The sequence below is a fragment of the Streptomyces armeniacus genome, from assembly GCF_003355155.1.
Taxonomy (GTDB): Bacteria; Actinomycetota; Actinomycetes; order Streptomycetales; family Streptomycetaceae; genus Streptomyces; species Streptomyces armeniacus.
Map to the genome: position 1 here is coordinate 5,760,042 of NZ_CP031320.1, position 23,612 is coordinate 5,783,653.

Consider the following 23,612-nt stretch of genomic DNA (forward strand, 5'->3'; position numbering starts at 1 on the left):
TTCCCGGCGTCTGACCGGTTATCTCTTTCTTTCTGGCCTGTGCCACCCCTCCGTCTCTTTGGGGCTCGAAATGGATGTCTCCTTCCTCGGTGGACCGCAGCCGCAGCGCGGCGTCGGAATCGTCGCGCCGTTCGACTTCGCGCTCGACCGTGAGCTCTGGCGCTGGGTGCCGGACGACGTCTCACTGCACCTCACCCGCACCCCTTTTGTCCCCGTCGAGGTCAGCCTCGACCTCGCCCGGCTCGTCAGTGAGCACGAGACGCTGCACGAGGCCGTGCTCGCCCTGACCGCCGTGTCCCCCGAGGTCGTGGCGTACGCCTGCACATCCGGCAGCTTCGTCGGCGGCACCGCGGGCGAGAAGGCCATGAGCGTTGCCATGCAGCAGGCCGGCGAGGTGCCCACGCTCACCACCTCCGGCGCCCTGCTCGAGGCGTTGCAGGAGCTCGACGCGCGTCGCGTCGCGGTGGTCACCCCGTACACCAAGTCCGTGACCGACTCGCTCGAGGACTACCTCGGCGAGGCCGGCATCGCCGTCACCGGCCGCAGCTATCTCGGGCTGACCCGGCACATCTGGCGGGTGCCGTACCGGGACGTGGTCGACATGGCCCGCGAGGCCGTCGTCGACGCCCCGGACGTGCTGTTCATCAGCTGCACCAACCTGCCGACGTACGACGTCATCCCGCAGCTCGAAGCGGAGCTGCGGATGCCGGTGCTGTCGGCGAACCAGGTGACGGTCTGGGCCGCGCTGCAGCGCATCGGCAAGGAGGCCGTCGGCCCCTACCAGGCGCTGCTCGACCCCGTCGCGCGACGCGGGCCGGCGGCGATGGCGCCCGACCCGGCGCCCGCGCCGCCGGCGTCCCCCGCACCCGCCGCGTCCCCCGCGGACGCGGACACGGCTCCGCCCCCGCCGGCGGCACCGGAGGCCGCACTCGCGGGCGCTGACCTGGAGGGCGGCGGCGAGCCGCCGGCCCCGTACGACCAGCCGTTCCCGCCGTCCGGCACGGACGACCGGGGCGGCGGGGCACAGCCCGCGGGCTGAGCCGGCCGTACGGCGTACCGGCTGCGGCGTACCGGCGACCGGACATGCGCGTGCGCGCACGCGCGCGCACGAGCGAGACACACGACACATACGTGCCGGGCCACGGGCCCGGCGCCCGCACGTACGGCCGCGGCACGCGGCGCACCCGGGGTGTTTCCGCACACACCGCGGCACGGCACGGCACGGCACGATCACAGGACCGAGTTCGACGCTTCAGGAGGCGTACATGGCACAGGCGGTGGGGTTCCTCTACCCCGGTTACTCGGCGGAGGACGACTTTCCGCGGCTGGAGGGCATCCTCCGGGACGCCGGGGCGGAGGACGTACGGCTGCCGCTCGTCCACACGGACATCGGCGAGGACGCCCACCGCGTCGACGCGCTCCTCGAGATGGGCTCCGCCCACCGGCTCTCGGCGAAGGTCGAGGAGGTGAAGGCGCTCGGCGCGGAGGCCGTCGTATGGGCGTGCACCAGCGCCAGCTTCGTCTACGGCTGGGACGGCGCGCACGCGCAGGCGCGCGAGCTGTCCGAGAACGCCGGGCTGCCCGCGTCCAGCACCTCCTTCGCCTTCGCCCACGCCGTACAGGAGCTGGGTGCCGCACGGGTCGCCATCGCCGCGACCTATCCGGAGGACGTGGCCGAGCTGTTCACGGCCTTCCTGAAGGCGGCGGGCTCCGAGGTCGTCTCGATGCGCGGCAGCGGCATCATCACCGCCGCGGAGGTCGGCACCTGGGGCCGCGAGGAGGTGCTCGCCCTGGCACGCGGCGGCGACCACCCGGAGGCCGAGGCCGTCCTGCTGCCCGACACCGCGCTGCACACCGCCGCCTGGATCCCGGACCTGGAGGAGGCACTCGGCAAGCCGGTGCTCACCGCCAACCAGGTCACCGTCTGGGAGGGCCTGCGCCTCCTGGACCGCACGGTGCACACGCCCGCCTTGGGGAAGCTCTTCGCCTGACGCGTCCCTCTCCTCTGCCCGCCCCCTGGGAATAGCGCGGGGGCGCGGCCGGTTGCCCGGTTCGTACGAGCGCCGCCGCGCCGCCGCGCGGGGGCGCGCCCGTACCGCTTCGTACCGCCCGGACCGTCGAGTGCGGAGGGGCCGCGAACGGGCAGCACGGGCAGCACGAGCAGCAACGAGCAGGGGAGGCGGGCCAGCCGTGGCCGACGACCGCACCGACCACATCCGCCCCCTGGGCCCTGCGGGCCCGGGAGGTACCCCCTTCGAGGCCAGGGGCAGCGCCCCCGTGCCGTTGTCCGTCCTCGACCTGGCGACCGTGGGCGTCGGCAGCACCGCGACCGAAGCGCTCCGCGCGTCCGCGCGCATCGCCCGGATCGCCGAGGAACGCGGCTTCACCCGCTTCTGGGTCGCCGAACACCACTCCATGCCGGGCGTCGCGAGCACCTCCCCGGCGGTGATCCTCGCCCATCTCGCCGCCCACACCGAACGCGTACGGCTCGGCTCCGGCGGCGTGATGCTGCCCAACCACGCGCCGCTGGTCATCGCCGAGCAGTTCGGCACGCTGGAGGCACTCGCCCCCGGCCGTATCGACCTCGGCCTCGGCCGCGCGCCCGGCACCGACGGGGCGACGGCCGCCGCCCTCCGGCGGACGGACAACCTCCGCGAGGGCGCCGACGAGTTCCCGCAGCAACTCGCCGAACTCACCCGCTTCCTCGACGACGACTTCCCCGACGACCACCGCTACGCCCGCATCCACGCCGTACCCGGCCCCGTACAGGGCGGCGACGGCGGCAGGCCGCCGGTGTGGCTGCTCGGCTCGTCGGGCTTCAGCGCCCGCCTCGCGGGACAGCTGGGCCTGCCGTTCGCCTTCGCGCACCACTTCTCGGCGGCCAACACGATCCCGGCCCTCGAGCTCTACCGCGAGTCCTTCCGCCCCTCCGCCGCGCTGTCCGAGCCGTACGCCCTGATCGGCGTGTCCGCCCTGGCCGCGGACGAGGAACGCGAGGCCCGCCGCCAGGTGCTGACCGGCGCCCTGGCCATGCTCCGGCTCCGTACGGGCCGCCCGGGGCTGGTCCCCACACCGGAGGAGGCGGAGGCGTACTCCTTCAGCCCGGTCGAACGCGACTTCGTCGACGGCTGGCTCGGCAACGTCATCCACGGCACCCCCGACGCCGTACGCGACGGCCTGGACGCGCTGACCAAGCGCACGGGCGCGGACGAACTGATGATCACGGCCAACGCCCACACCCCGGAAATCCGCGTCCGCAGCTACGACTTGATCGCCACGGCGTACGCGATGCCCACGTCGCGCTAACGCCTCCGGCCCCCGCGCCGGGGCGGTTCGGCTGATGCCGCAACCTCATCCCGCCGCGACGGCGGGTGACCACGGTGGTGTGGGTCCGGCGGAATTGCCGGGCGCGCGCGGTTGGTCGCCGCCACTGCGGGGTGGTCGGGTGTGCCGCCGGACTCTCGCCGTCGTGGCCGTTCGCCGCGTCGGCGGATGAGGGGTTCGGGGCGCAGGGCGCGTGTCAGGCGCGCGTTCGACCAGGATCCTCCTGCCGTGAACGGTCAGCCGGGCATTACGGTGGGACACGAAGACCTCCGTGTGCGGTGAAGCCTAGACACCTCCACCACACCGGAGGTCTTCGCCGTGATCAAGACCGACCAGTGTCAACAACGCTCATGATCAATACAGCTAGCTCCGGCCGGGGTCAGGGCCGGGCCGGTGGCCGGACGCCCGACGGGCCGCACGACGCGGGCCGCCCGTCCCCGACGGGGGGCGGGGACGGGCGGTGGCTTGTTCGGGTACCTGGGAACTCAGAGGTCAGTCATCCCGAGGGTCAGTCGTCGTTCCGGTCGTCGCGGTCGTCGCGGTCGTCGCGGCCGCTGTCGTCGTCGTGGTCGTCGTCCTGGTCCACGTGCTGGTTCAGGACCTTGCCGTTGACCGCGTCGATGCTGACCTCGTGCCACTTGTTGTCCTTGCCGTGGACGTCCGCCTGCCAGGCGAGCTTGTCGCGGTAGTCGTCCAGCTCGACGGACTCGACCACGCCGCCCGGGACCGCCGCGCGCGCCTTCTCGACCGCCTCGCCGGCGTCGATCTTGGCCTGCGCCAGGCCGCGCGCGTCGTCGCGGTCGTCGCCCTGGTCGTCGGAGCGGTCGTCGTCGCGGTCGTCGCGGTCGTCCCGGTCGTCCGCGTCGTCGTCCGTGGTCCGCACGCTGGACTGGGCCGCCGCCTTGTCGCCGGAGCCGGAGTCCGAACCGGAACCGCCGTCGCCGGCGAAGGCGGCCGTGCCGCCGACGGCGACCGCGGCCGCGGCGATGGCGGCGACGAGGAGCTTCCTCTTGTTCGAAGCGGTGCGGGTCATGGTGTTCCTCCCTGGTGGTCGCTGATGTGGTCCACCGTCGCAAGGCGTTGCTGAAGCCACGCTGAAGCTCCCTGAAGATCGCTTCAGGTGCCGTCGGGCAAGCTGGACGCATGCGCCTGCTGATCGTGGAGGACGAACGCCGCCTCGCCCTGTCCCTCGCCGGAGGGCTGACGGCGGAGGGCTTCGCCGTCGACGTCGTCCACGACGGCCTCGAGGGCCTGCACCGCGCCAGTGAGGGCGCGTACGACCTGATCGTCCTCGACATCATGCTGCCGGGCATGAACGGCTACCGCGTCTGCTCCGCACTCCGGGCCGCCGGCGACGAGACGCCGATCCTGATGCTGACCGCCAAGGACGGCGAGTACGACGAGGCCGAGGGCCTCGACACGGGCGCCGACGACTATCTGACCAAGCCCTTCTCGTACGTGGTGCTGGTCGCCCGCGTACGCGCCCTGCTGCGCCGCCGCACCCGCGCCGGGGCCGCCGTGCTGCGCCTCGGGGAGCTGACGGTGGACCCGGGCGCCCGGCGGGTGTCCGTCGGCTCCCGCGAAGTGGCGCTGACGGCCAAGGAGTTCGCGGTGCTGGAGCAGCTGGCCACGCGGGCCGGCGAGGTGGTCTCCAAGACGGAGATCCTGGAGCACGCCTGGGACTTCGCGTACGAAGGCGACGTGAACATCGTCGAGGTCTACGTCAGCGCCCTCCGCCGCAAGCTCGGCGCGGGCTGGATCAGCACCGTACGGGGCGCGGGCTACCGGCTGGTGGACGCCGGTGCGTAGGGGCTCCGTACGGACCCGGGCCGCGGTCGGCGCGACCCTCGTCGTGGCGGTCGCGCTCATCGCCGCGGGCCTGGCCGTCGTCGCCGCGCTGCGGGGCGGGCTGGCGGACAACGCGCGGCTGAAGGCCGAGTCGGAGGCGCGCGAGGTCGCGGCGCAGGTCAGCGACGCCACCGTACGGAAGCTCGCCGACGTGGACGGCCTGGACAGCGACGACCCCGTGCAGATCGTGAACGCGGACGGCAAGGTGCTCGGCGCGTCCGAGGGGCTGCGCGGGCGCCCGGCGCTCGGCGGCTTCGACCGGCCGCCCGAGAAGCGGCCCGACCCGGAGCCCAGCACCATCCGGCCCACCGGGAGGGACGACGACGGCCGTACGGACGACTCCGACGACTCCGGATCCGACCCCGACGACGCGGACGACAGCGACTCCGACTCCGGCTCCGACGCCGACGACTCAGACGACGCGGACGACGACCGCGACGACCGCCAGGGCCGTGGCCGCGGCTCCGACCCCACCCCGATCGTCACCACGCCGCCCCCCGAGCCCGTGGAGCTCGACCGCGACAGCGACGACGCGACCCTCAGCCTCCCCGTCGACGACGACGGCGAACTCGCGAGCGGCGACGGCGTCACCGGTGAACAGGACTTCCGCGTCGTCGCCGTCCAGTCCCTCACCCGCGACGGCACCCCCGTGAGCGTCTACGCCGGCACGTCGCTGGCCGGCCAGGAGCAGGCCGTGTCCTCCGTCAGCCGCGCCATGCTGATCGGGCTGCCCGCCGTGCTGGCCGTCGTCGGCGGCGTCACCTGGCTGGTGACCCGGCGCGCGCTGCGGCCCGTGGAGGGCATCCGGCGGGGGATGGCCGACATCACCGCGAGCACCGACCTGTCCCGCCGAGTGCCCGAGCCCGCCGCCCGCGACGAGGTGGCGCGGCTGGCCCGTACGACCAACGAGACGCTCGCCGCCCTGGAGACCTCCGTGGACCGGCAGCGCCGCTTCGTGGCCGACGCCTCCCACGAACTGCGCAGCCCCATCGCGTCCCTCCGCACCCAGCTGGAGGTGGGGGCCGCCCACCCCGAACTGCTCGACGTGGACGGCGCGGTGCAGGACACCGTACGGCTCCAGGCCCTCGCCGCCGACCTGCTCCTCCTCGCCCGGCTGGACGCGGGGGGGAGGCCGGGCGAGGGGCGGGTGGCGCTGACCGGGCTCGTACGGGAGGAACTGGAGCGGCGCACCGGCGACCCGCACCCGGTGGCCGCCACCGAACTGGCGGACGTGACCGTTACGGGCTCACGCGCGCAGCTCGCGCGGGTGCTGGGCAACCTGCTGGACAACGCGCAGCGGCACGCCGCCGCGGCGGTACGGGTCTCGGTGCGGCGGGAGGACGGCCGCGCCGTACTGGAGGTCGCCGACGACGGGGAGGGCGTGCCGGAGCCGGAACGGGAGCGGATCTTCGAGCGTTTCGTACGCCTCGACGACGCCCGCAGCCGCGACGACGGCGGCGCGGGCCTGGGCCTGGCCATCGCCCGCGACGTGGCCGTGCGGCACGGCGGCACGCTGTCGGCGACGGACGCCCCGGAGGGCGGCGCCCTGCTCACGCTGAACTTGCCTGCACAATCAAGCCCGTCCGGCGATTGAGGGCCCCCGCGACGGCCCGAGGCCGTCGTTGATGCCGCCGGGCCCTCGGGCGTCGTGGTTCTCGCCGTCGCGGCGGGAGCAGGTGGCGGCTAGACGCCGCGCAGTCTGTGCAGGTGTTCGGCGACCGGCGTGAGTGCCTTCTGCAGGTCCGCCAGCGCTTCCGGTGGCAGCTGGCTGATGAAGTGCCGCCGTACGGACGCGACATGGTGCGGCGCGACGTTCCGCATCGTGTCCCAGCCTTGCTGCGTCAGCACCGCGAACAGCCCGCGCTTGTCGGAGTCACAGCTCTCGCGGCGCACCAGGCCGCCGTTCTCCATGCGGGTGATCTGGTGCGAGAGGCGGCTCTTCGACTGGAGCGTGCGCGTGGCCAGCTCGCTCATCCGCATCCGGTGGTCCTCGGATTCGGAGAGGTTGACCAGGATCTCGTAGTCGTTGTTCGTGAGGCCGAACGGCTGGAGGTCGCGCTCCAGTTGATGCATCAGAAGTCGGCTTACGTCGAGGTGCGTACGCCACACCCGCTGCTCGTCCTCGGTGAGCCAGAGACTGCCGTTTTCGGTGTCCATACCACGCGACCTTACCCAGAGATCTGTACTGGCGTGTTCACGGTCAGTTCACAGTCCGAAACGGCGCTGCAGACCGCCGAGCTGTCCGGGCGTCCTGGGCGTCTGCTGCCCGCCCTGCCGCGTCCCGTCGCCGCCTCCGCCACCGCCCGGCACGCCCGCCTGCCGCGGTACGGCGCCGGTGGCCAGGTCCCCCATCAGCACCTCGGTGGACTGGATGAGCACCGACCCCGTCCCCACGAACTCGAACTGGTGCTCCTCGCCCGACGCCCCGCCCATCCCGGTCAGCGCCCGCAGCCCGCCCAGTACGCCCCGCATGTACCGGTGGTCGTAGTGGTGGCACGGCGACGGGCAGTCGGCCCAGCCGACCAGCGCCTGCGGGTCGACCCGTACGGGCGGCTCGACGAAGTGCACCTCGCCGTTGGAGGCGGCCACGAAGGTGCCGGTGCCGATGAGGGTGAGAAAGCCGGGGATGATCGACTGCTTCAGCGACAGCGTCGGCTCGAAGGCGAGCAGGTTCCCGGACCGGATGGTGAGGTTGCCCTGCTCCAGGTCGTACGAGTTGACGTCGAACGCCCGGTCCGCGAGCAGCATCTTCCCCTGCCCCTCGGCGACGACCCAGTCGGCGGCGTGCAGCGGTGAGTGGAAGCTGCCGGCGACGAGCCGGTCGAGCGGGCCGTGGCCGATGCCGTTGAAGTCGATCTGCCCGTAGTAGGCGACCATCTTCCCCTTCTGCAGGAACCACTGGCCGCGCAGGTCGACGCAGAACGTGTACGGGTTGACGTTGTCGTTGGCCGGCAGCGTGTGGAAGTCCAGGGCGTCCGTGGCGTTCACAGCTTCTCCTCGCTCGCCTGTACGTAGACCGTGCCCTCGCCGGACAGCTCCAGCTGGAACGCCTCGCCCGAGCCGCGGCCGACCATGTCGCGCCAGCCGAGCGCGGTGGACAGCTTGTTGCGTACGTCGCCGTGGTGCGCCACGTACGCCTGCGGGTCGACATGGACGGGACGGCCACCGGTGACGGGCAGCTGGATGACGCCGCCGTGTGCCATGACGGCCACGCCGCCGGTGCCCTTCAGCGTGGTCGTGAACAGGCCCTGGCCGGTGACCTGGCCGCGGACCATGCCCATCACGCCGCCCTGCGAGCCCATGAACATCGTGCCCTGCTCGAGCGTGCCGTCGAAGGCGAGCAGCCGGTCGGCCTCGACGTAGAGGGTGTCCCCGGAGAGCTCGATGACCTGGATGTGGTGGCCGCCGTGCCCGAACCACACCTGGCCCGGTGGGGTATCCCCAGGGCCGCCAGGCCCGAGGGGAACTTCCACGGTCATCAGCGGGGCGGCCTCGCCCGCGACGCGGCGGCCGATCATGGACATCACGCCGCCCTGCCCGCTCTGCATGTTCGGCGTGAAGGACACCTCGCCCTTGTACGCGATCATCGCGCCGCGCTGGCTGAACAGCCGCTGACCGGGGGCCACCTGGGCCTCCACCATCTTCGCGCTGACCTCGCGGAAGGGCATCAGATCTCACCTCCGAGCGTGTTCCGCTCGCTGGGCTGCACGTAGACGAGCCCGTCGCCCTCGAAGCGGATCTGGAACGACTCGCCGGAGCCCTCGCCGAACATCGTCCGGAAGCTCACCCCGGACTGGAAGTCCTGCCGCAGGCTGCCGGTGTGCGCGACGTACGCGCCCGGGTCGACCTGCAGCGGCGTGCCCGGTGTGACCCGGAGGATGACGGCCGGTCCGTCGGACATGAGCGCGGCCTGGCCGCTGCCCTCGACGGTGGTGGTGAACAGGCCGTTGCCCTGCGAGGCGCCGCGCAGCCCGGTGAAGGCGGTGCCGGTGCGCAGCGTGCCCTCGGCGCAGAGCAGATTGCTGGACTCGACGTGCAGCGTCTCGCCGTTCAGCCGGACGAGGCTGATGTCGCTCGCGCGGTCCGCGAAGTAGCAGGTGCCCTGGCCCTTCACCTCCATCACGGTCATCTGCTCGCCGGTGAGCCGCCGGGTGACCATGCCGCGCAGGCCCTCACCGCCGCCGGACATCTTCTTGAACGCCATCTGGCCGTCGTAGGCGACCATCGAGCCGTTCTTCGCCTTGACGGCGTCGCCGGCCAGTGTGACGGCGAGCACCTTGCTGCCCTGAAGGAGGAACTGAGCCACAAGGGTGAACATAACCGGCCCGCGGGAGCGGAGACCAGGGCCCGCACCCGGCCCGTGCCCGGAACCGGACCCGTACGGGGGCGCGCGGGGGCCGCCTGAGACAATGGGCGGGTTCCGACACCCACAGCCCGATCCCCGACAAAAGGCACTCTCGTGGACATCAAGACCGCCGCCGCCCTGCACCGTCTGCGCCTCGTCTCCGTGCCGGAGGCGCTCTCGTTCCCGGCGCTGCTCCTCTTCGGTTCGCTGCTGAGCCGGGTCTCCGACATCGACTTCCTGATGATGCCGCTCGGGCTGATCCACGGGCTGCTGTTCGTCACGTACGTCGTGCTGCTCGCGGACGTGTGGAACCGCACGAAGTGGCCGCTGAAGCGGGTGGCGTTCTTCTTCGTGCTCGCCGTGCTGCCGTTCGGCGGCCTGTACGGCGACCGCGTGCTGCGCCGTGAGGAGCAGGCCGGAGTGATCGCCGCGCGGGCCCGCACGGAGCGCGTCGAGGGCACCGTCAAGCCCTGACGCGACGGCCGGAGCGCGGCTGAACGCGTGCCTGCCGTACGCCTCACGTACGGCACGGACTTCTGACGGCGTGTGACCCCCGCACGGCCCCTCCCGGTTCGACACGGACTGACATGTCCCTTTTGGTTAGGTATGTCAGCCGAGTTGACCTGCTGGAGGGACTGTGCCGCCGGAGGGCTACGACTACGAGACACACAGCCGAATCGCCGGGCCGTACGCCACGGCCGGCCCCGAGTACCGGGTGCGCTACCGCAGCCTGCTGTCCCGGGAGCCGCACCGCATACGTGCGATAGCCCTGATGGCCGCGGCCCCCTCGGTCTCGCTCGTGCTGCTCCTCTGGCTGATGTGGCCCTCGCACTGGACGCGCCGGGACAACGGCGCCCTGTGGCTGGTCGTCGTCGACGGGCTGATGCTCATATCCATCGGCCTGATCGAGCTGTTCCGCTTCGTCAACGTCATATCCGTGGTCCACGCCGCGCTCGTCGCCCGCGACCCCGTGCCCGTACGCCCGAAGAAGGGCAGCAGCGTCGCGTTCCTCACGACGTACGTGCCGGGCAAGGAACCGATCGCGATGGTACGGGCGACCCTCACCGCCGCCGTACGGCTGCGGCACCGCGGCCGGCTGCACGTCTGGCTGCTGGATGAGGGCGACGACCCGGAGGCCAAGGCGCTCTGCGCGGAGCTGGGCGTACGGCACTTCACCCGCAAGGGCATAGCCGACTGGAACCGGCCGCGCGGCCCGCACCGCGCCAAGACCAAGCACGGCAACTACAACGCCTGGCTCGACGCGCACGGCGACGACTACGACTTCTTCGCCTCCGTCGACACCGACCACGTGCCGCTGCCGAACTATCTGGAGCGGATGCTCGGCTACTTCCGCGACCCGGACGTCGCGTTCGTCGTCGGACCGCAGGTGTACGGCAACTACGAGCGGGCCGTCACCAAGTTCGCGGAGAGCCAGCAGTTCCTCTTCCACGCGCTGATCCAGCGGGCGGGCAACCGCTACGGCTCCCCGATGTTCGTCGGCACGAACAACTGCGTGCGCATCGCCGCCATCAAGTCCATCGGCGGGCTCTGCGACTCGATCACCGAGGACATGGCGACCGGATTCGAGCTGCACCGGCGCCGCAATCCGAAGACCCGACGCCCCTGGCGTTCCGTGTACACGCCGGACGTGCTCGCCGTCGGCGAGGGGCCGGTCTCCTGGACCGACTTCTTCACGCAGCAGCTGCGCTGGTCCCGCGGCACGTACGAGACGCTGTTCAAGCAGTACGGCCGCACCTCGCACCGGCTGTCCGCGGGGCGGCTGTTCAGCTACTCGCTGATGCTCGCCTACTACCCCATGAGCGCTCTGACCTGGATGCTCGGCGCCCTGAGCTGCACCCTGTTCCTGTGGTTCGGGGCGTCCGGGACACAGGTCTCGCCGTCCGTCTGGCTCATGCTCTACACCGACGCGGCGGCCCTCCAGATCGGGATCTACCTCTGGAACCGGCGGCACAACGTCTCGCCGCACGAGCCCAAGGGCTCCGGCGGCCTCGCCGGGATGGCCATGTCGGCGCTCTCCGCGCCCATCTACGCCCGCTCGCTGGCATCCGCCGCGCTGCGCCGCCCGTGCCGCTTCGTGGTCACGCCCAAGGGCGGCTCGGCGAGCCTCGACCAGCCCGCCACCTTCCGTACGCATCTGGCCTGGGCCGGCGTGATGGGCTTCTCGCTGCTGGCCTCGGTGGTGCTTGGCCACACGCACGTGGCGATGCGGATGTGGTCCCTGCTCGCGCTGGTCGTGGCGCTGGCTCCGGCGGCGTGGTGGTACTGCGAGTACCGCGACGGGCGCCCGCCCGGCGGGAACCTCATACGCGACCGCCGTACGGTGCGCGGCGAGGGCGTCATGCTCGGCGAGAAGACGCCGGTGCACAGCGAGCCGGAACCGGCGCTGGCGACGAGCTCCGGCTAGGGCCTGTCGTCAAAGTAGCGCTGTCCGCCGAAGGCGGTGCCCACGGCGTCCGGTGCGTGCAGCTGCAAGGCGGAGTGCCGTCCTCGTAGTGGGCTACTCGGGCGGTGCGACAACGCAGGGGGCACCTCCCGGGCCGTCAAGGCCCAGGGGGAAGATGTGCGTGCAGGGCGTCGTGGGCAAGGCGGGACTTTGACGACAGGCCCTAGCGCGGGCGGGGCCGTACGGCGGTGGCGGGCCGTCGTACGGGAGGGCGCCCGCGGTCAGTCCGTACGGCCGTCGCCCGGCACGTCGCCCGTCGCCAGGGCGATGCCCAGCGGCGTCCGCTCGTACCGCACCTGGTGCCGTACGCGGTGCGAGGTGAGCAGGCCCGCGGCGCGCAGCGTTGCGAGGTGCACGGACACGGAGGACGGCGCCAGGCCGAGGCGGTCCGCGAGCGCGGTGGTGGTGGCGGGCTCGCCGAGCGCGGAGAGCACGGCGGCGCGGTTCGGGCCGAGCAGCCGCGCGAGCGCCGCCGGGATGCCGCCTGCGGCGCCGCCGGGTCCGGGCCCGGACCACAGCGAGCCGATGCCGCGCGCCGGATAGACGACGGCGGACGGCCACGGCGGCCGGAACCCGCTGATCACGTCCGGCCAGACGAAGACGCTGGGGATCAGGATCAGCCCGCTGCCGTCGAGCCGCCGGGAGAAGTCGACGGAGCGCTCCACGGTGAGGGTGCCGTCCGCCCAGGTCACCTGCGGATGCAGGCCCTCGAACAGCGCGGCCAGCCCGCCCTCGCCCAGCCGCCGGGTGTGGAAGAGGATGTCCGCCTCCAGCAGCGCGCGCAGCCGCGGCCAGTACGGCTCGATCAGCGCCTCCCAGGCCCGCGTCGTGGCGTCGGCCAGCGCCTGTACGGCGGCGGCGGGGTCGGAGAGCATGGCGCGGCCCGCGGCGGACTCGGCCGCGCCCGGGGTGTCCGCCAGGGAGCACGCGATCTCCTCCCGCGCCAGCTCCGGATCCGTCTCCCGTACGCGCGCGATCTCGTCGTCGAACGACGTGAGCGGGCTGTCGGGGAGCGGGGCGAGGAAGTCCGGGGTGTAGCCGCGTGCGGGCATCAGCAACCACAGCCGCTGCAGCCGGAGTTCGCGTGCGGCCGGGGCGCTGCGCCGCAGCCACGGCAGGTGGTGGCCCCACTGCCCGGGGCGTGTCAGCAGCCGTACGGCCTCCTGCGTCTCCCACGCGGGGGACAGCGCGAAGCGGCAGCGCAGCAGGTCCTCGGCGCCGAAGTGCAGCCGGAACGGCATCGGCACCCCTCCGTTCCCCGACCCGTACGGGTGTCGCCCGGATGATTCGCCCTGACCCGAAAGACTACGTCCGCCGCCGGCCGCCCGGCACGCTGCGCTCATGCCCGACCAGCGCACCCGCTCCCGGATCCGCTCCCGTACGGTGCCGCCTCCCGCGGTGCCGCCCGCCGACCGCGCGCGCGGCGCCGGATACCGCGAGGTGTTCGCCGTCCGCGAGTTCCGGGCGGTCTTCGCCGCGCACGTGCTGTCGATGCTCGGCAGCGTCGTTTCGGGCATCGCGCTGCCCGTCCTCGTCTACGCCCGTACCGGCTCGCCGCTGCTGTCCGCGCTCACGTTCGCGCTGGGCTTCCTGCCGTTCGCGGCCGGCGGCGCCGTCCTCGCGCCCGTCGCCGACCGGTACCCCGCGCGGCGCGTGCTCGTCGGCTGCGACCTGGTGTGCGCCGCGTGCGTCGCCGCGATGGTGCTGCCCGGCGCCCCCGTCGCGGTGCTGCTCGCGCTGCGCGCGGCGGCGGCGCTCGTACAGCCGCTGTTCACGGGCGTACGGGCGGCGAGCCTTGGCCACATCCTGGCGGGGGACGCGTTCGTGCTGGGCCGGTCGCTGATCCGGATCGTGGCGCAGAGCGCCCAGATCGCGGGCTTCGCCGCCGCCGGGCTGCTGCTCGTCGTCGTGACGCCGCGGGCCGCGCTGCTGATCACCGTCGGCTGCTTCCTGCTGTCCGCGCTGATCCTGCGCCGCGGCACCCGCGAACGGCCGCCCGCCGCCTCCGTACGGACCCGGGGCGGCATCCGTGCGCTGCTCGCCGATCCGCGGATACGGGCGCTGCTGGCGCTGTCGTGGGTGCCGTCGGCGTTCCTGGTGGTGCCCGAGGCACTGGCCCCCGCGTACGCCGACGGGCTGGGCGCCGGCCCGGCCGCCGTCGGGCTGCTGCTGGCCGCGATGCCCGTCGGCTCGGCCCTCGCCGAGCTCGCCGCGGGCGCGTGGCTGCGCCCCGCCGCGCGCGAACGCCTCGTGCTGCCGCTGTCCGCGTGCCTGCTGCTGCCGCTGGTGCTGTTCGCGTTCCGGCCCGGCCTGGTGGCGTCGCTGGCGCTGCTGGTGCTGACCGGGACGGGGATGGCGTACATCCTGGGCCTCGACCGCTGGTTCTTCGACGCGGTACCGGAGGAGCTGCGCGGGCGCGCGATGACGCTGCTGTCCGGCGGGCTGATGACCGGGCAGGGCATCGGCATGGCGGCGGGCGGCCTCGCCGCCGAGTTCGCCCCCGCGCACTGGGTGGCGGCGGGCGCGGGCGCGTCCGGCACGGTGTGCGCCCTCGCGGTCGTGCGGGCCGTACGGCGCCACCGCGCGGGACCGGACGCCGCGAAGCGGGCACGGCCGGGCCCGGCGGTCGGTGTGTGAGACGGCTATGGCCGGCATGTGGCCGCCCGATAGGGTCGAGCGCGTGCCGAAGCCGCTGAGCCTGCCGTTCGACCCGATCGCGCGCGCCGACGAACTCTGGACGCGCCGCTGGGGCGCCGCCCCCTCGATGGCCGCGATCACGTCGATCATGCGGGCGCACCAGATCCTGCTGGCCCAGGTCGACGCCGTGGTCAAGCCGTACGGGCTGACGTTCGCGCGCTACGAGGCGCTGGTGCTCCTCACGTTCGCGCAGGCCGGTGAGCTGCCCATGTCGAAGATCGGCGAGCGGCTCATGGTCCACCCCACCTCCGTCACCAACACCGTCGACCGGCTGCAGAAGTCCGGGCTGGTCGCCAAGCGCCCGAATCCGAACGACGGTCGCGGCACCCTCGCCTCCATCACCGAGAAGGGCCGCGAGGTGTGCGACGCGGCCACCCGCGACCTGATGGACATGGACTTCGGGCTGGGCGCGTACGACGCGGAAGGCTGCGCCGAGATCTTCGCGCTGCTTCGCCCGCTGCGGGTGGCGGCGGAGGACTTCGAGGCCCGCGAGTAACGGGCCAGGGGGGTGTGAAGATCGCCCCGTAAGCGGCGGATACGCTCGTCCGCATGAAGAAGAGCGTGCTGACCCGCTACCGGGTGATGGCCTACGTCACCGCCGTCATGCTGCTGCTCCTGTGCGGCTGCATGGTCATGAAGTACGGCTTCGAGAAGGGCGAGGACCTCACGTTCGTGGTCTCGCAGCTCCACGGCGTGCTCTACATCGTGTATCTGGTCTGCGCCTTCGACCTCGGCCAGAAGGCCCGCTGGCACTTCGGCAAGCTGCTGTGGGTGCTGCTCTCCGGGACAATCCCGACGGCCGCGTTCTTCGTCGAGCGCAAGGTCGTACGCGAGGTCGAGCCACTGCTGGCGGACGCGCCCGGCGCACCGGCGAAGGCCTGAGCTCCGCCGGGCGCCGGGTGCGCCCTGCCACCGGCCCTCAGTCCGCTCCCGTGGAGAGGGCCAGCGACACCGCCGCGGTGCCGAGCCGCGGCAGCGGCACCAGGGCGGAGCCGTCCGCGGCGCGTTCCAGCGCCGCGCCCGCCGCCCCGAGGTAGTGGGCCGACACCGCCTCGGCGACGGGGAATCCGGGGGTGAGCCGGCAGGTCACGGCCTCCTCGGCGAAGGACTGCAGCCGCACCAGGACCCGCCCCGGCTCCGGCACGGTCAGGCCGACCACCCGCACCCGCGGGTCGTCGAGCGCCAGCAGCGCGTACGACTCCCGCGGCCGCCGTACGGCCGTGCCGCCCGCCCGTACGGCCACCAGCGGGTGGCTGTCGACGGCGGCCGTGCGCATGCCCAGCACGGGACCGGCGGCCTTGTCCGGCTCCGGCGCCCCGTCCGGTTCTCGTTCCGGGTCCGGGTCCGGGTCCGGTTCCGACCAGCCGACGCTGTACCGGAAGACGTGGTCGAAGGCCTGCTCGGAGGGGAAGTTGGTGTCCCAGATGTTGTTGTGTATCCAGGAGAAGACGGTCCCGGGCTCCTCCTGGGCCAGCGACTGCGGGTACGGCACGTAGGGAACCGCGATCCCGCCCACCTGGATCAGCGGCGCGTCCCGCGTGGCCAGCGCCGCGGCCGTACCGCCCTCCCGGAGGCTCACCCAGCGGCGTACCGCCCGCATGTGCGGGGCCGATCCGGGAACCACGGGCAGGCCGGTGCCCGTCATGCCGCCGGTGGCCTCCATCCGTACGACAGGGGACTCCATCGCGAAGGGGAAGGAGAAGAACGCGCTCTCCTTCGTCAGCGTCGCGTCCTTGCTGACCCTGTTCTCCAGGTCGATACGGGCGCCGGCGCGCGGCAGCCGTACGGTGACGCGCAGCCGCCGCGTCCCCGCCGGGGAGCACTCGTAGACGAGGGTCTCGCCGAGCGCGTCCGACGTCCGCTCCACGAGCGCGGCAGGGGGCGCCGCGCTCCGCGAGGCCAGCAGGTGCATGGAGGCGTCGGCGGTGGTCTTGCTGGACTGGTGGTTGAAGCCGCCGGCCGTCGCGTACTCGTCGTAGAGATAGCCGTTGAGGCCGACCGTCGCGTCCTGGCGGACCAGTTCGCGGCCCGTCCGCTTGTCCACGACCGAGTCGACGCACGCCGAACGCAGGTCCACGTGGACGCGGAGGAGGTCGTTCTCCAGCACGGCGGGATCGGCAGGTCCGGCAGGTCCGGCAGGTTCGGCGGGCTCTTCGCCGCGCACGGGGTCGTGCGCCTCGCCCGGCTCGATGTCGACGCGTACGGCCCCGTGCGCGGGCACGCCGTCGAGCCGGAACAGGAGGAAGCGTCCCGCGGCCCGGTGGCGGTCGTTGGACTGCGCCTCCTCCACCACGTCGAGCGGCGTCCCGTCGCGTGCGTCGAGGACGCGCACGCGGTCGTCGAGCGGGACGGTGCTCTCCGGCAGGAACAGCCGTACGGTCTCGGACCGGGGCCAGCTCCGGGTGTTGACGACGTAGTAGCCGGCGAGCGTGCCCTCACGCGGCGCGAGCCGCTGGCCGAGCCCCGCTCCGGCCGCGTCCAGCAGCGTGTGCGCCTCGTCGTGGGCGCGCAGCGCCTGCGCGTACTTCCAGTGCCACTGCCGTTCCCCGGAGGAGTGGCCGTGGTCGCCGTGCGTCCAGGGGTCGCCCGCGCCCCAGGTGTGCTCGTTGAACAGGGACGCCGCGCGGTACACCTCCGGGGCGGCGGCCGTGATCTCCGCGCCGTCCCGGGCGCCCAGGATCTCCGCGTGCCCCGCCACCGTCTGCGCGTCGGCCAGCGCCGCCTGCCCGTCGCGGGTGGCGGCCAGCGGGACGGCGCCCGCGCCGACGCCGTCCACCCACCAGTCGGTCCAGTCGCCCTCGTACGTCTCCAGCCGGTCGCCGAGGCGTGCCTCGGCGTCGGTGAAGAAGTCCTCGTTGCGGGAGGTGCGCAGGGCGGGGAAGGCCCACTCCTCGTTCCAGCGGCGCACCGTGTCCGCGATGATGCGGCGCGGCGGGCCGTTGTCGGCGAACTTGCCCAGCACCCGCAGATGGAGGATGTCCCACGGGTACGGGTCGCCCTTGAAGTCCTCGTCCAGGATCGGGAATCCCGGAATGCCGCGACCCTCGTGCGGATAGCGGTGGTTCGCCAGCGCCGAGAGGTAGTGCGGCAGCAGATCGTCGACGCGGTCGAAGGACTCGTCGAAGCCCAGGACGGACCCCTCCATGTACGCGAGGCCGTGCGGCGTGTCCGTGCGCCACACCAGCACCTCGCGCCCGCTCGGCGCCCGCCACCGGAACAGCCTCGGCAGGTCGTGGCCGCCCACGCGGTGGGGGACCGCGCGGCCCGCCCAGTTGTGCGCGACGGAGAGGTAGCGGATGCCGTTGTCCGCGAGGACGTCGGGCAGGCCGACGACCTGGCCCGGCACGTCCGTCTGCATGGCCGTGGTGACGGCGACTCCGTGCCGCTCGCGCAACTCCCGTACCGGGCGGAGGAGTTCGTGCAGTTCGTCGGTGGAGCAGGTCTCGGTGTGCAGGTTGAACGGCATGGCGGCCAGCTCGATACGGCCCTCGCGCACGCGGTCCAGGAACTCCGCGACCAGACGGGGCGGCCGGTTCGCGGACCAGTTCTCGTAGCTGAAGAACCCCTCGACCGCCCAGCGGAACCGCGACTCGTCCGGCCAGGCGTCGGTCGTACGGCACAGCTCGAGCAGCGAGTCGAGGTACTTGCGGCCCTCCGCCAGGACGGTGCCCTGCGGATCGGTGTAGCCGATGTCCAGGTGGGCGTGCTGCACCAGGTGCAGCGTCCAGTGGCGCTGCGGGGTCAGCAGCACCTCGGCGGTCTCGCCCTCGGCCAGGTCCGGGAGTTCGACGAGGACCGGTGTGGGCGCGTCCACTTCCGGCACCAGGAGGCGGGTGCTGCCCCCGGGCCCGCGCACCACGTCGCAGCGCACGGCGGCGCCGGAGACGGTGGTGACGCGGGCGCGGGCGGGCGTACGGGCCGTACCTGCCGCGGGGCCCGTGCGGTCCGTACGCTCCGCCGCCACGCGTACGGACTGGAGCAGGCCGCCGTCGCCGTCGTGGCGCAGCAGGGGTTCGCAGGAGAACGTGACCCGGTGTCCGCCGAGGACTCCGGTGGCGGACACCCCTCGGTCGCGGAGGATGTCGCGGGCCATGTCCGAGTCCCACCAGGAGGGACGGGCCAGTTCGGGGCGGGGCATGAGCAGGGTCTCCACTCTCTGTGGTTCCGGTGCGGTGCGACTCGGAGCCGCGGCTCAGCGGCGGTACGTTGCGGTGCTCAGCGGCGGTACGTGGCGAGGCCCGCGAAGATCTGCACCATCGCCGACTGCTCGAGGGTCTCCGCCTGGGCGTCGGGGTCGTGGTCGCCGCCGCCGGAGGGCTGGAAGCGGAACAGCCCGTCGGCCGGGGTCCGGTTCTCCTTCCAGGTGCGTTCCGCATACGCGGCGGCCACCTCGCGGTACTCGCGGTCGGGCCGCACCTCGTTCAGCAGCCGGAGGTTGTCGAAGTAGATGGCGTTGAAGATGGCGGGCTGGTCGTGCAGCCGCTCGCCCTGCTTCCAGTACGCGAGGGAGCCTTCACCGTCCTCCACGGCCCGCTTCAGATAGCCGTCGTCGCCGGTGACGCGGTAGAGGGTGGCGGCGGTGCCGATCATGGCGCCGGAGTTGTACGTCCACAGGGTGGTGTTCACGGTGCCGTCGTCGCCGCGGCTGTTGTTGTAGAGGCCGGGGGACTGGCGCAGGCACGACCAGTTCCACTCGTACCACTGCTTCGCGCTCGCCAGGAAGCGCTCGTCGTGCTTGATCTCGTACAGCTCGGCGGCCAGTTGGGCGGCGAGACCGGTGACGTTCGCGGCGCGCATGTCGTTGCTGGGCGAGTCCACCCAGTCCATGCCGCCGGGGCACTCCTTGGCCGGGTCGCCGTCCCAGCCGCGGCTGACGATGTCGAACGTCCCGGCGGCCCGGTCGAGGAGCGCGGCGTCGCCGGTGGCCCGGTACTGGTCGAGGAGCGTGAGGCCCACGACAGCGTTGTCGTCGTAGAAGACGTCGCCGCCCTGCCCGAGCGGCGCGGGCAGGTACGAGTCGTAACCGGGCCTGCCGTCACGGGGGTTGAAGTACAGCTCCAGCGTGTCGAACCGCTCGTCGGCGTCGTCGGCGTACCGCTTGCCGGTGCCCGGCAGTTCGGACATGTCGACGGCGGCCGCGGCCGCCTCGCGGAACGGCCAGAGGTACGAGTACGGGTTCTCGCCGTCCTTGCGCGGGGTCTTCTCCAGGTACAGGCCGTGCTCGTCGGCGCCCTGGTAGAGGTGCTCCTGGAGCGAGGCGTAGGTGGCCGTGGCGCGCTGGCTCCACACGGAGGCCGGAGCGGCGGAACTCTGCGAGCCGCCGGGCTCGTCGGGGCCCGCGGCGGCGGCCGGGGTGCCCCACACCGCTGTGCAGAGGACGGCGAGGGCGATCACCGTACGGGCAGGTGTCTTCACCATGATGTGGACTGCCTTTCGTAGGACGGCTGGCGTGCGTCCGGTGTGCGGCTGGTACGCGCGGAGGTTCAGCCGTGGAGCTTGAGGCTGCTGACGAAGAAGCGCTGTGCGGAGAAGAACAGGACGACGGTCGGGAGCGAGACGAGCAGGGCGCCGCCGAGGACGACCGGCGGCCCGACGTTGGAGTAGTTGCCCTGGAGCTCGGCCAGCGCCGCCATCACGGGACGGATGTTCCTGCTGGTGGAGAGGGTGATGCCGAAGAGGAGGTCGTTCCAGACGGCGACGAACTGGAAGACGAACGCGGCCACCATCGCGGACTTCGACAGCGGCACGTGGATCTGCCAGAACATCCGCCACCACGAGGCCCCGTCGATCCGGGCGGCCTCGATGACCTCCGGCGGGAGCGTCAGCGCGAAGTTGCGCATGATGAAGTACGCGAACGGGATGGCGATGGCGGCGTAGACGAGGAACAGCCCGAACTGGGCGTCGTACAGCCCGGTGTCGGCGAACGCGAGGAACAGCGGCCGCAGGAAGACCTGGAGCGGCAGCAGCGTTCCGGAGTAGATCAGCCAGAACCACAGGGTCTTGTGCTTCACCGGCATGACGACCGTCGCGAACGCCGCCGTGGTGGCCACGACGATGGCGGCACCGGCGCTGGTGACGGCGTACAGCAGGCTGTTGCCCATCGCCGGGCCGAGGTGGGCCTGCGTCCAGGCCTCGGACATGTTGTCGAAGAGGCCGAAGCCCTGCGGCCACCAGTGGGGCGTGCCGCCGTACTCGGCGGCGGGCACGAGGGCGTTGACCACCAGCAGCCAGGTGGGCAGCGCCCAGAGCAGGGAGATGACCACCACGGTCGTACGGCGCGCCAGGCGCCCGTACGTCAGCGGCGTCTTCGTACGGGCCGCCGCGCCGCGGACGGTGCCGCGTTCCGGCTTGCCGGCCGCGCCGCGGACGGTGCCGCGTTCCGCCGTACTGCGTCCAGTGCGCATGATCAGTCGCCTTTCGGGGTCAGCTGGCGCCGCAGATAGAGCCACGAGGCGAACAGCACGATGACGGTGAGGGCGACCGCGACGGCCGCGCCCGCCCCCGGCCGGAGGGCCAGGAACGTCTCCTGGTACATCGAGACCGCGAGCGTCTCCGACTGCCGTCCTGGGCCGCCCTGGGTGAGCACCCAGATCAGGTCGAAGGACTTGAGCCCGTTCACGAGGCTGGTGCCGATGACGATCACGGAGACCGTACGCAGCTGCGGCAGGATGACGTACCAGAACTTCCGCCAGCCCTCCGCGCCGTCCAGCGACGCCGCCTCGACCGTCTCCGGCGGGATCGTCTGCAGGCCGACCAGGAACAGGATCACCGCCACCCCGGCCGACTGCCACGTGTTGGCGACGATCATCACGAGGGTGTTCCCCGGCCACTCCAGCAGCCAGCCCTGGGCCAGCGAACCGAGCCCGAACGCCCGGAGTACCTGGTTGGCGGCGCCCTCGGTGTTGAGGATGAAGTTCCACACGACCGCGACGGCCGAGCCGGAGATCGCGTACGGCAGGACCACGAACAGCCGCGCCGTACGGGACCAGCGGGCGCCGTCCGTCAGCACCGCGATGCCGAGGCCGAGCACGAGCGGGAGCGCGACCGTGCCGACCACCCACATCAGGGTGTTCTGCACGGAGCGGCTGAGTACCGGATCGGTGAGGAAAAGCGTGTAGTTGTCGAGGCCGGCGAAGCCGGAGATCCGCCGGTCGTCGAAGAAGCTCCGGTAGAGCGTGGCCGCGAACGGGGCGAGCAGCAGGGCCCCGACGAGGAGCACCGCGGGCGCCAGGAACCCGGCTCCCGCCACCCTGTCGCGCAGCCGGCGCGGCGGCCGCCGTACGGCGCCCGCGGCCGCGGGGCCGGGCCGCGGGGCGGTCTCGGCGGACGGGGGCAGCGGCTGGGGCTGCCGGTCGAGGGACGTGCTCATGACTCGTCCCTGTTCCACGTCGCCCACTCCTCGTCCGCGCGCTCCTGCATGCCGCGCAGCGTGGCGCCGGCGGAGGAGGCCTTCGTCATGAAGCCGCCCAGCGCGTCGGTGTTGCCCTGGATGAGGTTGGGCGGCCCCGATTCGCCGTAGCGCGGCAGCAGCATCCAGCGCTCCTTCCGCGCCCGCTCCTTGAGCCTGGCGAGGAACGGATTGCCGGGCCGCGACAGCGGGTTGGCCGAGGAGTCCTGGAGGAAGTCCGTCCACACCCGCTGCACGCTGGGATGGAGCCAGTTCGCGGCGTTGGCCATGGCGGCCTCGTGCGAGACCGCCTTGCGGGGGACGGCGAGCGCGCCGGACTCCGTGATCACGGACTTGCGGGTGGCGGAGCCGACGGTGGGCAGGACGAAGGCGTCGAAGTCGGCGCCGGGCTTCATGCCGGTGGCGGAGATCCCCTGCGACTGCCAGGAGCCGTGCAGGAACATCCCGATCCTGCCCGCCTTCAGCGCGGCCGGGCCGGTGTTCTGGTCGAAGTCGGCCGCGGTCATCCAGCCCTTGTCCATGAAGTCCTGCCAGATCTCCATGGCCTTCCTCGCCCGGGGATCCGTGTAGCTCGCCGTCCCGGTGATCAGCTCCGCGTAGAACTCCGGGTCGACCTTGCTGACGAGCTCCTGAAACCACTCGTACGCGGGCCAGTTGCCGTTCTGCGTGGCGACGAACGGGGTGATGCCCGCCTTCTTCAGCACCTCGGCGTTGTGGAGGAGCTCCCGCCAGGTGTCCGGTGCCCGCAGGCCGTGCTCGCGGAAGACGGCCGTGTTGTAGAAGAGGACGTAGTACGACTCGTAGAGCGGGACGCCGTAGACGGTGCCGCGGTACGACATCGCGTCCCGCACCGGCTTGGTGACCCAGCCCTTTCGCTCGTACGCCGCCCACATCCGCGAGAGGTCGGACAGCTCGCCCGTGCGGGCAAGGGACTTGAGGACGTAGCCCGAGCCCCACTTGACCATGTCCGCGGCCTTCGTCGTCTGCAGCGAGATCTGTGTGACCTGCTTGAACGAGGTGGGGTTCGGGTTGGACAGCGGTCGCAGCGTGTACCCGGTGAGCTTCTCCAGCTCCCGTCCGGCTCTGGCGTAGCCCTCGTCCCAGGTGGCGTTGTCGTTGGCGAGCGACGTGGTGCCGGGCCGCACCGCCGTGCTGTCCCCGCGGGCGCAGCCGCCGGCCACGAGCGCCACGGCGCCCGCGCCGAGGCCGGCCAGCACGCCGCGACGGGCGAGTGGAGGGTGCGGCCGCTGCGCCGCCTCGCCGGTTGATCTCATGGATTCCCTTCCCTCCGGGCTCCCCGGCAGGGATCCCTTGCTCTGGCGTGTGGTGGGGGACGAGGGACCGGTCCTCCCTCGGAGATCTCGCCGTACCGCACGGATTCGGCGGTTCGGATTGCCAGGATGTTAACGACACCATCGTTGGCGCACAAGGCTTCGCGTCGACATCTCCACACGAGAGCTGCTCTAGCTGCACAGATACTGTGGGTGCTGGGATCGTAGCCTTGTTGGAGTCTCGTGTTATCGGTA

21 protein-coding genes are annotated in these 23,612 nt (G+C 72.4%); 10 read left to right on the forward strand and 11 right to left on the reverse strand.

All coding sequences use genetic code 11. The features are described from left to right. Positions 1-70: 70 nt before the first annotated feature. From DVA86_RS25080 to DVA86_RS25090, 3 genes are all read left to right on the forward strand, one after another. Positions 71-1,039, forward strand: coding sequence for a maleate cis-trans isomerase family protein (locus tag DVA86_RS25080; RefSeq protein WP_245997102.1), 969 nt, complete (start codon positions 71-73; stop codon positions 1,037-1,039). A 226-nt stretch (positions 1,040-1,265) separates the two neighbouring features. Further along, positions 1,266-1,991 carry a maleate cis-trans isomerase family protein gene (locus tag DVA86_RS25085; RefSeq protein WP_208881652.1) on the forward strand — a complete coding sequence of 242 codons (726 nt, stop codon included), beginning with the start codon at positions 1,266-1,268 and terminating at the stop codon, positions 1,989-1,991. 223 nt (positions 1,992-2,214) lie between these two features. Beyond that, positions 2,215-3,306 carry an LLM class flavin-dependent oxidoreductase gene (locus DVA86_RS25090; protein WP_208885122.1) on the forward strand — a complete coding sequence of 364 codons (1,092 nt, stop codon included), beginning with the start codon at positions 2,215-2,217 and terminating at the stop codon, positions 3,304-3,306. Between the two features lie 526 nt (positions 3,307-3,832). Here DVA86_RS25090 and DVA86_RS25095 read toward each other — a convergent pair. Beyond that, on the reverse strand, positions 3,833-4,357 hold the full coding sequence (locus tag DVA86_RS25095) for a PepSY domain-containing protein (RefSeq protein WP_208881654.1): 525 nt from the start codon (positions 4,355-4,357) through the stop codon (positions 3,833-3,835). A 110-nt stretch (positions 4,358-4,467) separates the two neighbouring features. On the opposite strand from DVA86_RS25095, the gene DVA86_RS25100 reads away from it, so the two are divergent. Both DVA86_RS25100 and DVA86_RS25105 read left to right on the forward strand, forming a co-directional pair. Next, entirely contained in the window at positions 4,468-5,133 is a 666-nt protein-coding gene (locus DVA86_RS25100; protein WP_208881655.1) for a response regulator transcription factor, read from the forward strand. Then, on the forward strand, positions 5,126-6,766 hold the full coding sequence (locus tag DVA86_RS25105) for a sensor histidine kinase (protein ID WP_208881657.1): 1,641 nt from the start codon (positions 5,126-5,128) through the stop codon (positions 6,764-6,766). The genes DVA86_RS25100 and DVA86_RS25105 overlap by 8 nt, the downstream gene beginning before the upstream one ends. 89 nt (positions 6,767-6,855) lie before the next feature. Here DVA86_RS25105 and DVA86_RS25110 read toward each other — a convergent pair whose 3' ends face one another. Genes DVA86_RS25110 through DVA86_RS25125 form a run of 4 tightly spaced genes read right to left on the reverse strand, consistent with a single transcriptional unit; the run spans position 6,856 to position 9,490 of the window. Next, a complete protein-coding gene (locus DVA86_RS25110; RefSeq protein ID WP_208881659.1) occupies positions 6,856-7,329 on the reverse strand; it encodes a MarR family winged helix-turn-helix transcriptional regulator in 474 nt (157 codons plus the stop codon). Between the two features lie 48 nt (positions 7,330-7,377). Further along, positions 7,378-8,160, reverse strand: coding sequence for an AIM24 family protein (locus DVA86_RS25115; RefSeq protein WP_245997103.1), 783 nt, complete (start codon positions 8,158-8,160; stop codon positions 7,378-7,380). After that, complete coding sequence (locus DVA86_RS25120) at positions 8,157-8,840, reverse strand: AIM24 family protein (protein ID WP_208881661.1); 684 nt, start codon at positions 8,838-8,840, stop codon at positions 8,157-8,159. Before DVA86_RS25120 ends, DVA86_RS25115 begins: the two co-directional genes overlap by 4 nt. After that, entirely contained in the window at positions 8,840-9,490 is a 651-nt protein-coding gene (locus DVA86_RS25125; protein ID WP_208881663.1) for an AIM24 family protein, read from the reverse strand. Before DVA86_RS25125 ends, DVA86_RS25120 begins: the two co-directional genes overlap by 1 nt. 141 nt (positions 9,491-9,631) lie before the next feature. On the opposite strand from DVA86_RS25125, the gene DVA86_RS25130 reads away from it, so the two are divergent. After that, a complete protein-coding gene (locus DVA86_RS25130) occupies positions 9,632-9,991 on the forward strand; it encodes a DUF3817 domain-containing protein (RefSeq protein WP_208881664.1) in 360 nt (119 codons plus the stop codon). A gap of 163 nt (positions 9,992-10,154) precedes the next feature. After that, the gene (locus DVA86_RS25135) at positions 10,155-11,942 is read left to right on the forward strand and encodes a glycosyltransferase family 2 protein (protein ID WP_208881666.1); all 1,788 of its coding nucleotides are present in this window, start codon (positions 10,155-10,157) and stop codon (positions 11,940-11,942) included. Between the two features lie 260 nt (positions 11,943-12,202). Here the strand turns inward: DVA86_RS25135 and DVA86_RS25140 are convergent, their stop codons facing one another. Then, a complete protein-coding gene (locus DVA86_RS25140; RefSeq protein ID WP_208885124.1) occupies positions 12,203-13,222 on the reverse strand; it encodes an ArsR/SmtB family transcription factor in 1,020 nt (339 codons plus the stop codon). 100 nt (positions 13,223-13,322) lie between these two features. Between DVA86_RS25140 and DVA86_RS25145 the strand changes: the two genes are divergently transcribed. Genes DVA86_RS25145 through DVA86_RS25155 form a run of 3 tightly spaced genes read left to right on the forward strand, consistent with a single transcriptional unit; the run spans position 13,323 to position 15,560 of the window. Continuing rightward, positions 13,323-14,618 carry an MFS transporter gene (locus DVA86_RS25145; RefSeq protein ID WP_208881668.1) on the forward strand — a complete coding sequence of 432 codons (1,296 nt, stop codon included), beginning with the start codon at positions 13,323-13,325 and terminating at the stop codon, positions 14,616-14,618. Between the two features lie 43 nt (positions 14,619-14,661). Then, complete coding sequence (locus DVA86_RS25150; RefSeq protein ID WP_208881669.1) at positions 14,662-15,174, forward strand: MarR family winged helix-turn-helix transcriptional regulator; 513 nt, start codon at positions 14,662-14,664, stop codon at positions 15,172-15,174. A gap of 53 nt (positions 15,175-15,227) precedes the next feature. Continuing rightward, positions 15,228-15,560, forward strand: a complete 333-nt coding sequence (locus DVA86_RS25155; RefSeq protein WP_208881670.1) for a DUF3817 domain-containing protein — start codon at positions 15,228-15,230, stop codon at positions 15,558-15,560. Positions 15,561-15,597: 37 nt separating this feature from the next. On the opposite strand, the gene DVA86_RS25160 is transcribed toward DVA86_RS25155, so the two are convergent. From DVA86_RS25160 to DVA86_RS25180, 5 genes are all read right to left on the reverse strand, one after another. Then, positions 15,598-18,816, reverse strand: a complete 3,219-nt coding sequence (locus tag DVA86_RS25160; protein WP_208881672.1) for a glycoside hydrolase family 38 N-terminal domain-containing protein — start codon at positions 18,814-18,816, stop codon at positions 15,598-15,600. Between the two features lie 77 nt (positions 18,817-18,893). Then, positions 18,894-20,096, reverse strand: a complete 1,203-nt coding sequence (locus DVA86_RS25165) for a glycoside hydrolase family 76 protein (protein WP_208881674.1) — start codon at positions 20,094-20,096, stop codon at positions 18,894-18,896. A gap of 65 nt (positions 20,097-20,161) precedes the next feature. Further along, positions 20,162-21,082, reverse strand: coding sequence for a carbohydrate ABC transporter permease (locus DVA86_RS25170; protein WP_208881675.1), 921 nt, complete (start codon positions 21,080-21,082; stop codon positions 20,162-20,164). 2 nt (positions 21,083-21,084) lie between these two features. Then, positions 21,085-22,047 (reverse strand): carbohydrate ABC transporter permease, encoded by a 963-nt coding sequence (locus DVA86_RS25175; protein ID WP_208881677.1) that lies wholly within the window; start codon positions 22,045-22,047, stop codon positions 21,085-21,087. Beyond that, a complete protein-coding gene (locus DVA86_RS25180; RefSeq protein ID WP_208881679.1) occupies positions 22,044-23,360 on the reverse strand; it encodes an ABC transporter substrate-binding protein in 1,317 nt (438 codons plus the stop codon). Before DVA86_RS25180 ends, DVA86_RS25175 begins: the two co-directional genes overlap by 4 nt. Between the last annotated feature and the right edge of the window lie 252 nt (positions 23,361-23,612).